Raw genomic sequence first — 13,439 nt, 5'->3', positions numbered from 1 at the left:
AATGGGACTTTTTCCACCACCGGCAGCGCATCAACCTCGTTTGCCAGAAGATAAAATTAAATCGATCTATAGTAGTGAGCGTATTAAAGTATTTATTGGGATATTTTTCGGGTATGCTGCTTATTATTTCGTTCGCAAGAATTTTTCATTTGCAATTCCAGAACTTCAAAAACTGGGTTTTAGTAAAGGCGAATTAGGTATAGCTGCATCGGCACTTTCTATAGCTTATGGTTTTAGCAAATTTTTAATGGGGAATATATCCGATAGGAGTAACGCTAGGTATTTCCTTTCTATCGGTTTAGTTTTATCTGCCTTTACTATGATTTTTATGGGGGTTATCCCGTTTGCTACTTCGTCAATTGCAATTATGTTTGTTTTGATGTTTATAAATGGTTGGTTCCAAGGAATGGGCTGGCCAGCTAGTGGAAGAGTTGTAGCGCACTGGTACTCGATTAGAGAAAGGGGCAGGGCAATGTCATTTTGGAATTTGGCACATAATCTTGGTGGTTTTTTAGTGGGGCCTTTAACAGTTCTTGGTTTTGAACTTTTTGCAGGCTATCAAGGTATGTTATATTTTCCAGGATTAGTGGCGATTTTATTTGCAATATTAGCTTTAATATTAGTTAGAGATACTCCTCAATCAGTTGGTTTGCCTCCAATTGAAGAGTATAAAAATGATTATCCTAAAAGTTATAATGCCGCTACACAAGAAAAAGAGTTTTCAGCGAAAGAAATATTTTTAGAATATGTTTTAAACAATAAATTGCTTTGGTTTATAGCAGTTGCTAATGCATTTGTTTATTTAGTAAGAAACGGAATTATCAATTGGGCACCAACTTTTTTGCAAGAAGTTAAGCACTATACCAAAGGTGAAGCTGCTTGGGCTTCTGGCGGTTATGAATTAGCTGCTATTCCTGGAACTATTTTATGTGGTTTAATTAGCGATAAGGTATTTAATGGAAGAAGAGCACCAGTTACTATTATTTATATGGTGATGACGTTGGTTGCTGTATTGCTTTACTGGAAAAGTCCAGATTCAAATCATTTAGTTCAAAATGCTTCACTTTGGGCAATTGGATTTTTTATTTATGGTCCAGTAATGCTAATAGGCGTGCAGGCTATTGATTTGGTTCCGAAAAAGGCCGCAGGAACAGCAGCAGGATTAACAGGTTTATTTGGCTATTTTATTGGAGATTTATTAGCAAATGCTGCATTAGGGCGATTAGTTGATAAACAAGGGTGGGATGCTAGTTTTATGGTAATAGCTGCATCTTGCTTGGTTGCTATTTTCTTTACTGCTTTTACGTGGAATAGAGAGAAGAAAAATTTAGGTAACCTTACTCCTTTATCTCATTAATTAATAAATTGCATCAATATGAAAACATATCTTAATAGAATATTAATAGCCTTTAGTTTACTTTTAGTCCTTTCTTTTACTAATGTAATTGCTCAAACTGTAAAATGGGACAGTACTTATCGTCCGGGTAAATACAAAGAAATTGTAACCAAGTGGAAAGCTGAGGAAACCTCAAAAAAGGATTATGTCTTTTTAGGTAATAGCATTACTGCTGGTACAGATTGGGCTAAGCTGCTTAATCTTCCTCAAGCAAAAAATAGAGGCATTTCGGGTGATATTACTTACGGAGTTTTAGAACGTTTGCAAGATATAATTGATGGTAAGCCTAAAAAGATTTTTATCCTGATAGGGATAAATGATATTTCTAGAAATATTCCTGATAGTGCAATTTTATCGAACTATAAAAAGATAGTAGATAGAATAAGAAAAGGTTCTAAGAAAACCCATATTTATTTTAATACTTTATTGCCTGTTAATGCTTCTTTTGAGAAGTTTAAAAATCATTATGGCAAAGATGAGCACATTCTTTATTTAAATACCGAGATTAAGAAACTGGTAGCAAAAAATGTAATAGTTATAGATTTGTATTCACAATTTTTAGATAAGGATAATCATTTAAGAGCAGAGTTAACTAAGGATGGATTGCATCTTATCCCAGAGGGATATAGGGTATGGGCAGATTTCTTAAATTCTACTAGTTATTTGAAATAAATTAAGTATTTCTCTTGAATCAAAAAGCCTCCCGAAAACTTCGGGAGGCTTTTTGGTTTTTAGTTATTTGCTGGTGGAGGTGGAGGAGGAGTTCCATCTCCTGGTCTAGGACCTCTTGAACCTTTACCACCTTTTCTGTCTTTCATTTTATCTCTCATTTCTGCACGAGAGGCATCTAATGTTTTTTTCTGATCAGCAGTTAAGATAGCATCTATTTTATCTTGAGTAGCTTTATTGAAAGCTTTACGCTCTTCCAATTTACCTTTAATGGTTTTGTCATCAGCTTTGCGCCACTCTTCGTTTTTCTTGATGCGGTCTAATTCAATTGCTTGAACTTTTTGCTTTTGATCTGCAGTAAGTGAAAGCTTTTGTTGCATTGCTGTTGCTGCTCTTTCAGCTCTTTGCTCTGGTGTTTGATTGTCTCTTCCTGCTCTTTCAGGTTTCTGCGCGTAACTTGCTGTAATTCCCATTACAACTAAAGCTACTGTGTAAAGAATTTTTTTCATCTGTCTATTAATTGGTTATTTAGTAGGATAGATGAAAAAATAAGGAAAGAGTTTAATCAAGCTTTGTTAAAATATGTTAATTCTTATTTAACTGAGAAATAGATTTTTGCATTTGAGCCATCATACTTGATAAGGTTTCTATAGTTGGCTCTGGTGTTGGGTCTGGTAAAGTTGTAGAGATATAAGCTTTAGCTCTCCAAATCTCTAAAATATCATCCGCATCAACAGAATAGGGGTCATACACCTTATTGTCTGATATCAATTTCAGTTCCTTGTTTTCTTTGAAACGATTGCCAGCTCTTTTATAAACTACGCCTTCATTTTTGCTAATGATCACGTAAGTTTCTCCTGTTTTAACGTCATTCCAGTTATCCATGTACTCGCCAATAATTACACTACCTGGCTGAATAGGTAACATCGAATCGCCCATGATTTCAAATGCCCTAAATGTACCTTGTTTTAAGGCTGGCAACGGTAATTGAAATTTTGGTAAATCTTTAACGTATTGAGGATCTGAAAAACCATTTAAATATCCAGCACTAGCCTTAACAGGAACTAACTCTATATTTTCATTGTCATTTTGATCAACCGAAATACTTAAGACTCTTAAATTGGAACCTTGACTCTTTGGTTTTGGTTTCCAATTATCGTTTATATTTTCATTGATGAATTCATCAATGGTTAAGTCAAAGTATTCTGCTATTTTTTTTAGTAAATCATATTTTGGTTCTGCTCTATCTTCTTCATAGGCGCCAATCAACGAACGCTTAATTTCCATAGCATCAGCGAATTGTTGCTGTGTGTGACCTTTTTTCTTTCTTAAGTACTTAAGGTTGGATGAAATGTTTGACATAAAAATAATTTTAAAATAAATTTGTTTTTACTAAAATTGTTAGTATTATTGTGCCAATAAAGTTAGTAATATTTATTGAAAGTGCAAACATTAATCTAATTAATTTAGTTTTTAACCCATTAAGCCACGAAGTCATGAAAAAATTTGTTTACATCGTAACCGACAGAAACCGTACAAGTTTACACGTAGGAATGAGCGCAGATCTTATCAAAACCTTAGAATTCTACAAACAGATGCCAAATCTTTTTTTTGATAGTGGGCAGCAACTAACTCGTTTGGTTTATTTTGAAGAGTTTAGAACAGAAGCTCAGGCTTTAAATCGCTTTAAATTAGTAAGTCGTTTTACAAGAATGCAAAAAGAAAGAATTGTTCGCTCTTGTAATCCAGATTGGGTTGATTTAACTATAGGTTTAGATTTTGAAAATATTCTTTCTCATCAAAAGATCAATACACAAGTTTCTTTACCATTGAGTATCCTATCATAATATAAAATTTAGTTCATAAAAAAACCACGATTTTGCCGTGGTTTTTTATTTAAAACTAATATTATTTTACCATCCAGGTGCAAAGTTTAAGCCAAATACTCCTTTACCACCTAGGTCTCTACGCTGAAAAGGATATGCATAATATGGCTCTATTATAAAGTAGCCAAATACATTAATCCTTAGAGATACACCTACGCTCATCGCTGGTACTCTTTCATTAGTTACCTGTATTGTTCTTGGTTTGTTATTTTGATCTAAGACAGGGTTTCCTTGATCATCTAACACAGGAATGGTTTGATAGGTTGGCTGACCTTTAAAAGCAACTTTTGAACTTTCAGTCCAAGATAAACCAGCATCAAAAAATACGTTTAAATCAGAAAATAAATATCTCGATTGTATTTGTGCTAATTTTTTAGGACCTGTAAAAGGTAACCTAGCTTCAAAATTAAATACAGCTAGCTTGCTGCCAGATAATTGGTCAATGTCAAAAGTTCCAGAAGTTTGATATTTACTATTGTAAAATGAGTTTGCATCATATCCTCTAATTAGATAACCATAGCCAGCATATAAAGGATAAAGGTTTTCTCCATCTTTACCTAGCCTTAAATAGTTATAAGACCTTACGGCAAATGTAACAGGTTTAGCTCTAAAATACTTTCTTCCATCTACCGTTACCGCGGCAAAATTATAATCGCCAAAATATTTTTCAGCACCAACCCTATACCTAAATCCATCTAATGGAGCTGTTAGGCCGAATATGGAATTATCTCCTATAAAGGAAGCATTTGTTTGCATAATAGAGAAAGCCTTCAATGGTATTCCTAATTGTGCCGAGGCCTGTGAATTAGATATTTTATCTCTATCAGAGCCTAAATAGCCGTAAGGATAATTGCCTGCTACATGATAATTATTAAATCTATCTAATCTGTAACTGTAATAAGAAAATGCCCCTCCAGCTTCAAAACGATGAACCTTGCTAAAAGGGTAGGAGCCGAACAATTCTAATTTATCTTCAAAAGTTCTTAATATGTTAGTGCTTACCGTATCAATAGGGTCAGTAGTTGTAGAGCCTCGGTAAAGACCAACACTTGTAAAACCAGTAACATATGGAATGTGAGAGATACCAACACCCCAATTAATTCTATGCCTTTGGTTAATGTAACCTACTAAGCCACCAAAATCTGAAATTTCTCCATTAATTGATAAGTTCGCAATGATTTGATTTCTACCAAGGATATCACTGAACATTGCCATTATACCACCTTGAATTCCTGTTCCGAATCTGCTTGTAGAAACTCCCACGCCACTATTTGCTAAGTAATCTAGCTTAAACTTAGGGACATAAGCAACAGTTTTCATTGAATCTGTTGTCGTTTTCTCAAAACGTTCGAAATTGCCCAGGTTAGAATTTACAATATTAACTCCTACATTTTCCATTGGAGGTAATACAGCTGCATCAAAGTTTACTTCTTTAGCATCAACTGGTTTTGATTTGAAATTGCTTAACGCAGAATTGTAAAGTGTATATCTTTGGTATCTGTAATAACTGTAAACAATATCGTCATTTCTAGAAACCGTTATAGCTGGAGAAAACTCTGTAATACCACTAATACCGGTAAAATAATCAGTCAATTGTTTTACTGAACTGTTATCTAAATTATATTCGTACAAGTTCCTGAAACCATCACGATTAGATAAAAAGAAAATACGTTTGCTATCTCCAGAAAACTGTGCATTTAAGTTATTAGCTCCAGGGAAAACTGGAATATTACTTAAAGATTTTGTAGAAAAATCATAAACGGTTAAATTAATTGGATTAACGGCATTAATATTCCCTGCAGCGATAGCTGCTCTATCAGATGAGAAAACTATTTTTTTGCCATCTGGCGAAAAACTTGGCGCATAATCAGAATATTCATCATTAGTGATTTGTGTAAGTTCTTTGGTAGTTAAGTTATAAGAGAAAATATCACTTTGTCCTTCAACCATACCAGAGAATGCTACTTCCTTGCCATCTGGCGACCAGGTTAAGTTTCCAAACTGTTCAACTTTGCCCATAGCAGTTTGAGATATGGTATTGCCATTCTCTACATCAATGATTAGCATTTGATTTTTACCCTGACTAAAAATACTAAAGGCAAATTGTTTACTATCTGGCGACCAAGCGCCTGCAGACTCTATAAAGTTGAAATCATCAATATGCGAATTAGCAATCTGGCTACTTAACTTTCTAATGATTTTACCCGTTCGTGCATCGGCTAAAAACAAATCAATCCCGAATAAATCCTTTTCAGATAGAAAAGCTAAATAATTACCATTCGGACTAATAGCTGGTGCAACATTCATGTTTCCAGCATTTTTATTGTCGATAATCTTAGTGCCAGATATTTTAATTTGTGAACTATCAGCTTTTAATAAAGGCCTATAATGTTGTTCAATTGAATTTTTCCATAAGCCTGATAACGTTTTGTCATCATAGCCTAAAGTATATTTAATCCCATTTTCATAACCAAACTTTGCTGTATTCTTAAATAATGGAACAATGGTAGTATCGCCATATAAGGAGCCCACAAAAGTCCAAAATGCCTGACCGTAACGATAGGGGAAGTATTTATTAGAATTAGTTAAATCTTTTAATGATGGAATATCTCTATTCAATAAAGCGTCACGCATCCACATGGATGTGAAGGCATCTTTTTTACCGACGGATAGATATTCTGCCATACCTTCAACCATCCACAAGGGAGTGTTTCCAATATTCTCTAAACTAATAGAATCTTTTTCTAGTAAAATATGATATTGAAAAGCGTGAACCAACTCGTGGCCTAATACGTGCCTTGTTTGACTGCTAATATCTAAAACAGGCATAATAACCCTATTTTTTAATGCTTCAGTAACACCGCCTGTTCCAACTCCAATTTCACCATTTAAAGCTGTAGTCTGTTGAAAATCTGGGTGATTACTATAAAGTATAATTGGGTTTTTCTTCAAGAATGTATCACGAAACACCTCTTGATGCATTTTATACCAAGTTTCTGCATCTTGTGCAAATTTCTTTAATAGTTTTTCATTCTTAATATAATAGTAGATTTCAAAGTGTGGTGTTTGCAAAACTTTGAAATCTTCATTTTTATATCTCACTTTATTTTGCCCAAAATATTGAGCTTTTACAGAAAGAACAGATACTAGGATGAATGTTAAAATCAGTAAAGATTTTTTAAAAGTAGTGGTTCTATTCATAATGTTAGAATTTGCTAAACAATGTGTTTAATTTACGGTGTTGATAAACTAATAGTTTTAAATAAAATTAATTATCATTTCCGGTTTTCTTTTTTTCTTTTTCTTCTTGTCTTTGTTTTCTACGTAATTCTCTCTCTTCTTTTTTAGTAAGTGGCACTGTGGGTGTTACTGGATTTTGTTTTACGGGCTCTGTAGTTTTTTTATCATCCACTTTCTGAACTTCTGTTTCTGGTTTTACAACAGGAGGTTGCTCCTCTATAATGGGAACTTCCATATCTAATGAATCAATTTGAGTACTATCAACTTCTGTTGTGTCTACTTGTTGCCTAGGTGTAACACATTTAATGTTTCTTGTAATTTCTACATTAGCTTTAGGGAACCGTCCGTACGTGTAGCCACTATTGGGATCATGGTAAACTTTTTCCATGAACTTAGCAAAAATTGGCAATGCCGTACGAGAGCCTTCACCTTGTTCTCCATTTTGAAAATGCGCAGTACGCTCATCGCAACCTACCCAAACACCAGTTACCAAATCTTTGGTAATGCCCATATACCAAGCATCTACATAATCTGATGATGTACCTGTTTTACCACCAATTTGATTGTTCTTGTCAAATAAATCCCATTCCCAAAGAGCCTGTGAGGTTCCTCCCGGTTCTTCCATGCCACCTCTAAACATATATAACATTAACCAAGCTATTTCTTCGGTTAATACGCGTTTAGTTTTTGCAGTAAATTCTTCAATTATATTATCATTTTGGTCTGTAATTTTTTCAACTAATATGGGGTCAACCTTAACACCTTCATTTAAAAATGTACCATAAGCCCTAACCATTTCATAAACACTAACGTCATTTGGACCTAAACTTACTGATGGTACAGATTGTAAATCACTTTCTATTCCGCATTCGTGAGCCCATTTAACTACATTGTCCCATCCAACTTTTTCAGTAACTTGAGCGGTAACCGTATTAACAGATTTTGCCATTGCCCAACGTAAAGACATCTCTTGATAAGAGTTACTCCAATCGGCATTTTTTGGTTCCCAATATTCTGTTTTCCCTTTATTTTGATAAGCAATTTTTACAGGTTTGTCTACAAAAGTATCACAAGGACTCATTCCACTTTCTAAAGCTGCCAAATAGGCAAATGGTTTAAAAGTAGAGCCAGCTTGGCGTTTTGATTGATTAACATGGTCGTATTTAAAGAATTTATGGTCAATACCCCCAACCCATACTTTAATCTTACCAGACTTTGGTTCCATTGTCATCATTCCGGTATTTAAAATTTTACCGTAATAACGGATTGAATCCATGGTAGAGAACAAGGTATCTCTATCGCCTTTATAAGTAAAGATCCTCATCTTTTTCTTTTTGTTAAAGTAAGCGTCTACCGAATCTGTATTGTTGTTAAATTTCTTTTTCAACATTGCATAAATAGGTAAATTCTTTTTCGCCCTATCGGGATAATCTACCTTTTTACGTTCCGAATCTTCCCAAGGATCTTCATTGCCCCAAACACTATAAAAACGTCTTTGTAAAATTCTCATTTGGTCTTTTACTGCTTCTTCTGCATACCCCTGCAATTTCGAATCAATGGTGGTATAGATCTTAAAACCATCTTCATATAAATCAACATTGTTTTCTTCACACCATTTTTCTAAGTATTTATCAACCGCTGCTCTTAAATAAGAATCGCCATTGCTACTGTCTTGCATTTTACCTTCTTTTATTTGCATCGGCTGCTTAACAAGTAATTCCAAGCTATCCTTACTTAAATAATTATATTTGTTCATCTGACTTAAAACGATATTTCTACGTTCTAATGCTCCTTTTGGGTTTTTAGTTGGATTGTAAAGATTTGTACCTTTCAACATTCCAACTAATAAAGCAGCATCTGTTGTAGATAATTCTTTTGCATCCTTATCAAAATAAATTCTCGATGCTGTTTTTATTCCATATGCATTATTCCCAAATGAAACCGTGTTGAGGTACATCGTGATGATATCGTTTTTGCTATAATTAGATTCAAGTTTCAAAGCCGTCATCCATTCCTTTAATTTAGATACCAATGTTCTAAACAAAGGGATATGTTTAACAAAACCAGAAGATTTACTATAACGAGTACGATATAAGTTCTTTGCGAGTTGCTGTGTTATTGTACTTGCACCACCATCTTTACCCATTCCAACAACGGCTCTTCCAACAGCTTGCACATCAATTCCAGAGTGCTTGTAGAAGCGAATATCCTCTGTTGCTACCAATGCGTTAATTACACTTGGAGATATTTCGTTAAAATTAATTGGAGTTCTATTTTCCTTAAAATACCTACCAATTAATACGCCATCAGAAGTATATAATTCTGAACCCACACGTTGTGCTGGTTTTTTAATATCTGCGTAGCTAGGAGAGTAACCAAATAACCAAAGAAAGTTTAATTGTAGAGCGCAAAAGAAGATTATGATGAAAAATACAAAAAGTGCGAAATAACGAACGTACTTATTTTTGATTTCTTTAAACATGGTATAAAGATGGAAAAAACGTAAATGATTAACTGTTAAAATGTGTTAAAACTATAAGTACAAATTAACGTATTTAATTTACTTAAATTTTAGTCTATATTTAAAATAAAATCATTTTACCAATGAAGACTAACACAAAAAAATATTTAACCAAGGGTGGAGATAAATTTTTCCTTAAAGATTACAACACTACTTATGACGGCCATTTAGATAAAGAAGCTGGAAAAGAGGAACTTGAGCGTGTAAAAGAAGAGTTGAAAGATTATCAAGAGGCTTTGTATGCATCAGATTCACATTCGCTGTTGATCATCTTCCAAGCTATGGATGCAGCTGGAAAAGATAGCGCAATTGAGCATGTGATGTCTGGTTTAAACCCTCAAGGTTGCCAAGTTTATAGCTTTAAAACACCTAATAGCGAAGAATATAACCACGATTTTTTATGGAGACATTATAAGGCTTTGCCAGAGAGAGGGAAAATAGGAATTCATAATCGCTCACATTACGAAAATGTATTGGTTTGTAAAGTTCATCCAGAATATGTTCTAAGCGAAAATATCCCTGGATATGACGATGTGAAAAAAATAGATAAGAAGTTTTGGAAAGCACGTTACGAAAGTATCAGGAATTTTGAAAATCATTTAACAGCTAATGGCACAGTTGTTCTAAAATTCTTTTTACATGTTTCTAAAGATGAACAAAAGCAACGTTTTTTAGATAGGATAGAGGAGCCTAGTAAAAACTGGAAATTCTCTGCTGGAGACCTAAAGGAACGAGCACTATGGAAAGATTACATGGCGGCTTATGAAGATGCAATTAGAGAAACATCAACAGAAACCGCTCCTTGGTATGTAATTCCAGCAGATAAAAAATGGTATGCCAGGTTAGCTATCAGTCAAATTATTGAGGAAACATTGGAATCCCTTAATTTAAAATACCCAGTTTTACCAAAAGAAGAGGCCGACCAGTTAGAGACAATTAAACAGCAATTGTTAAGCGAAAAATAATAGATAAATACCCAATAGCAGGTATTAAAAATCACTTATTTATTTAAGATTATTGTATTGTAAAAATTAAATAAATAACATGACCTATTTAGAAGCTTTATATGGTAGTCAGTACGACGAAATAAAACGTAATGGTAAAGATGGCAACAAAGGAAGGTTAAATGGGAATATCTTTTTGACCGCATTCTTGATTATGTTTTTTACTACTGTAATCTTAGCATTATGCTATTTGGTGCCACAAATTAGTAATGGTTTAGGCAGATTGCTAAGTAACACATTTGGTAATAATGGAAAGGTTACTGGAAAATTGCTAGCCATCGTATTTGGAGGGATATTTTATTTCATCATTAATAAAACCATCGGCACCCAAGAAAATTTCATTCATTACGTAGATAATTTTTTAGCTTACCCAGAAGATACTAGAAATAAAGCCGCCAAAATGTTATTAGTGCCATTTTTCGTAGTGCTTATCTTAATGTTTCTACTTGCTTTTTTAAATTAAGTCAATCATTTTTTCTTAATAAATTAAAATATACCTTTGCGTCGCTTTTTGGTTTCCGATTAATATCGGAATTAAAAGGGAATACAGTGTAAATCTGTAACTGTCCCGCAGCTGTAAGCTCTAGTAAAGTTTTTCAAATCTAAGTCACTTTCCCGATAAATCGGGATGGGAAGACAGGAAAACCAGAGTAAGTCAGAAGACCTGCCTAAAAGTTTAATTATTTCATAGCTTTCGGGGATTGAAGCTAGGAGTGGGACTTTTTTTATACCTCATTTCTATTCTGATTCTGTTGCTGTGCGTGAAAAACTCACAACAAATGAACAAAAAAACTAAATTGATTGTCGCAGGTCTAGGACTTGTGCAATTAGCCCTTTTGGGAAATTCAGCTTTGGCTCAAGATGCCAAAACCTTAAATGAAGTGGTTATTTCTACCACAAAAAACGAACAAAAACAATTACAAACTGGTAAGGTAGTAACTATTATTACGAGCGAAGAGTTAGCTCGTAGTAGCGGAAGAAATTTAGCCGAATTGTTAAATCAACAGGCAGGAATTACTGTAGTAGGCGCAGGAAGCAATGCTGGAAAAGAAAAGAGCCTATTCTTTAGAGGTTCAGCAAGTGCTTATGCAGTTATTTTAATTGATGGTGTTTTGGTTACAGACCCATCTGGAACTGGAGGTGCTTTTGATTTACGCTTATTAGCTATTGATCAAATCGAAAGAATTGAAATTTTAAGAGGTGGTCAATCTACCATTTATGGTTCTGATGCTGTTGCGGGTGTGGTAAATATCATCACAAAAAAGAATGGCGAAAAAGGTAATAACGTTTATGGCGTGGCATCTGCCGGAAGTTACGGAACTTATAAAGGACAAATCGGATTAAGCAGTAAAGTTGATGCTTTTACTTATAATTTAAGCTATTCTCATTTTAAAACTGATGGTATTTCTGAGGCTGAAAATCCAGCAGGAAATACACAGATATTTGATAAAGATGGCGTAAAACAAGACGCTTTAAACGCAAACTTCTCTATACAAGTTGATAAGAGATTTAGCATTAATCCTTTTGCACGTTATTTTGAAGGTAAGTTTGATTATGATGACAATGCATTTACTGATGCAAAAAACACCTCAACCTCAAAACATTTTAATGGTGGTTTAAATGCTATCTATCAGTTAGACAAAGGAAAAATCACTTTAAATTATAGTCACGAAAATACTAACCGCGAATATGTAAGTATGTATGGTGGCAAATATCAAGGTAAAATGGATTTGCTGGATGTTTTCTATAACCAGAATTTAGGAGAGAAAGTAAATGTACTGGTTGGTTTAGATAATAGAGCAACTTCGGTATCTTATTTTAGTTCTTCGGCCGTAAAAGAACCCTCTGCAAATTTATTTAGTACTTATGCTTCTGTGTTTTTACACGACTTAAGTATTTTTAATTTAGAAGTTGGAGGTCGTTATAATAAGCATAATAAATATGGCGAAAATTATACTTACGCAGTAACACCAAGTATCAATATCATTAAAGAAGTTAAATTATTCGGTACAGTTTCTTCTGCTTTTAGGGCGCCAACGTTAGATATGTTGTTTGGTCAATATGGCGCTAACTTGAATTTGAAGCCTGAAAAAGCATTAACTTATGAGGCTGGAGCGGGTTTTAATTTCTTAAACGAGAAAATTAATCTTCGTGTTGTTGGTTTCAAAAGAGACATGGAAGATGCCATTATTTATGGCGCAACTGGATACATTAATCAAGATCAGCAAAAAGATAAAGGCTTTGAAATTGAGCCAGGTGTAAAGTTTGGTAAGTTCTCATTGAACGGGTATTATGCTTACGTCGAAGGAAAACAGATTACTGGAACTAAAGTTTCTGATATTCTTTTACGCAGACCTAAAAACACGTATGGTATTAATGCTGGTGTGCAAGCGACTGACAATCTATACGTAAGTGCTAACTATAAATTTACTGGAGAAAGAACTGATAGTGATTTCAGTACTTATCCATCGGTTAATAAAGTGTTGGATTCTTATCAGTTGTTTAATTTTTATGCTGAGTATGCTTTGGCTAAAAAACGTGTTAAAATCTTCGCCGATTTGAAAAATTTAACTGACGAGAAATATACAGAGATTATTGGTTACCGTACAATGGGTTTCAATATGAATGCTGGTGTAAGTTTTAATTTTAAATAATATTCATTCATAATGAATTTAAAAGCCTTCCCCAAATATTGGGAGGGCTTTTGATTTTATAGGAGTTTT

General features: G+C 33.9%; 10 protein-coding genes and 1 riboswitch. Of the genes, 6 read left to right on the top strand and 4 right to left on the bottom strand.

The features are described from left to right. Position 1 precedes the first annotated feature (1 nt). Together glpT and EZ428_RS14580 are read left to right on the top strand one after the other, a co-directional pair. Entirely contained in the window at positions 2-1,357 is a 1,356-nt protein-coding gene (glpT, locus tag EZ428_RS14585) for a glycerol-3-phosphate transporter (protein WP_131553902.1), read from the top strand. An 18-nt stretch (positions 1,358-1,375) separates the two neighbouring features. Beyond that, complete coding sequence (locus EZ428_RS14580) at positions 1,376-2,068, top strand: GDSL-type esterase/lipase family protein (protein WP_131553901.1); 693 nt, start codon at positions 1,376-1,378, stop codon at positions 2,066-2,068. A gap of 59 nt (positions 2,069-2,127) precedes the next feature. Here EZ428_RS14580 and EZ428_RS14575 read toward each other — a convergent pair whose 3' ends face one another. Continuing rightward, complete coding sequence (locus tag EZ428_RS14575) at positions 2,128-2,574, bottom strand: hypothetical protein (RefSeq protein ID WP_131553900.1); 447 nt, start codon at positions 2,572-2,574, stop codon at positions 2,128-2,130. A gap of 76 nt (positions 2,575-2,650) precedes the next feature. After that, positions 2,651-3,427, bottom strand: coding sequence for an XRE family transcriptional regulator (locus EZ428_RS14570; RefSeq protein WP_131553899.1), 777 nt, complete (start codon positions 3,425-3,427; stop codon positions 2,651-2,653). Positions 3,428-3,561: 134 nt separating this feature from the next. Here EZ428_RS14570 and EZ428_RS14565 point away from each other — a divergent pair, with 134 nt between their 5' ends. Next, positions 3,562-3,912: a GIY-YIG nuclease family protein gene (locus EZ428_RS14565; RefSeq protein WP_131553898.1), complete on the top strand. Its 351-nt coding sequence runs from the start codon at positions 3,562-3,564 to the stop codon at positions 3,910-3,912. Positions 3,913-3,978: 66 nt separating this feature from the next. Here EZ428_RS14565 and EZ428_RS14560 read toward each other — a convergent pair whose 3' ends face one another. After that, positions 3,979-7,152 (bottom strand): DPP IV N-terminal domain-containing protein, encoded by a 3,174-nt coding sequence (locus EZ428_RS14560; protein WP_131553897.1) that lies wholly within the window; start codon positions 7,150-7,152, stop codon positions 3,979-3,981. A gap of 67 nt (positions 7,153-7,219) precedes the next feature. Then, a complete protein-coding gene (locus EZ428_RS14555) occupies positions 7,220-9,673 on the bottom strand; it encodes a transglycosylase domain-containing protein (protein ID WP_131553896.1) in 2,454 nt (817 codons plus the stop codon). A gap of 122 nt (positions 9,674-9,795) precedes the next feature. Between EZ428_RS14555 and EZ428_RS14550 the strand changes: the two genes are divergently transcribed. The 3 genes from EZ428_RS14550 (at position 9,796) to EZ428_RS14540 (ending at position 13,370) form a co-directional block, all read left to right on the top strand. Then, on the top strand, positions 9,796-10,677 hold the full coding sequence (locus tag EZ428_RS14550) for a polyphosphate kinase 2 family protein (protein WP_131553895.1): 882 nt from the start codon (positions 9,796-9,798) through the stop codon (positions 10,675-10,677). 79 nt (positions 10,678-10,756) lie between these two features. Beyond that, a complete protein-coding gene (locus EZ428_RS14545) occupies positions 10,757-11,179 on the top strand; it encodes a hypothetical protein (RefSeq protein WP_131553894.1) in 423 nt (140 codons plus the stop codon). Between the two features lie 32 nt (positions 11,180-11,211). Further along, positions 11,212-11,402: riboswitch (cobalamin riboswitch) on the top strand. A 93-nt stretch (positions 11,403-11,495) separates the two neighbouring features. Further along, complete coding sequence (locus EZ428_RS14540) at positions 11,496-13,370, top strand: TonB-dependent receptor plug domain-containing protein (RefSeq protein WP_131553893.1); 1,875 nt, start codon at positions 11,496-11,498, stop codon at positions 13,368-13,370. Positions 13,371-13,439 lie beyond the last annotated feature (69 nt).

The organism is Pedobacter frigiditerrae, assembly GCF_004331645.1.
Taxonomy (GTDB): domain Bacteria; phylum Bacteroidota; class Bacteroidia; order Sphingobacteriales; family Sphingobacteriaceae; genus Pedobacter; species Pedobacter frigiditerrae.
Note: the sequence above shows the minus strand (reverse complement) of the source record. Positions and strands in the feature narration are given on the sequence as shown.

Bases quoted from the DNA above. Each gene is read 5' to 3' on its own strand.
- EZ428_RS14545 (WP_131553894.1), top strand. From the start codon at position 10,757: ATGACCTATTTAGAAGCTTTATATGGTAGTCAGTACGACGAAATAAAA.
- EZ428_RS14555 (WP_131553896.1), bottom strand. From the start codon at position 9,673: ATGTTTAAAGAAATCAAAAATAAGTACGTTCGTTATTTCGCACTTTTT.
- EZ428_RS14575 (WP_131553900.1), bottom strand. From the start codon at position 2,574: ATGAAAAAAATTCTTTACACAGTAGCTTTAGTTGTAATGGGAATTACA.
- EZ428_RS14540 (WP_131553893.1), top strand. From the start codon at position 11,496: ATGAACAAAAAAACTAAATTGATTGTCGCAGGTCTAGGACTTGTGCAA.
- glpT (WP_131553902.1), top strand. From the start codon at position 2: ATGGGACTTTTTCCACCACCGGCAGCGCATCAACCTCGTTTGCCAGAA.
- EZ428_RS14580 (WP_131553901.1), top strand. From the start codon at position 1,376: ATGAAAACATATCTTAATAGAATATTAATAGCCTTTAGTTTACTTTTA.
- EZ428_RS14550 (WP_131553895.1), top strand. From the start codon at position 9,796: ATGAAGACTAACACAAAAAAATATTTAACCAAGGGTGGAGATAAATTT.
- EZ428_RS14565 (WP_131553898.1), top strand. From the start codon at position 3,562: ATGAAAAAATTTGTTTACATCGTAACCGACAGAAACCGTACAAGTTTA.
- EZ428_RS14570 (WP_131553899.1), bottom strand. From the start codon at position 3,427: ATGTCAAACATTTCATCCAACCTTAAGTACTTAAGAAAGAAAAAAGGT.
- EZ428_RS14560 (WP_131553897.1), bottom strand. From the start codon at position 7,152: ATGAATAGAACCACTACTTTTAAAAAATCTTTACTGATTTTAACATTC.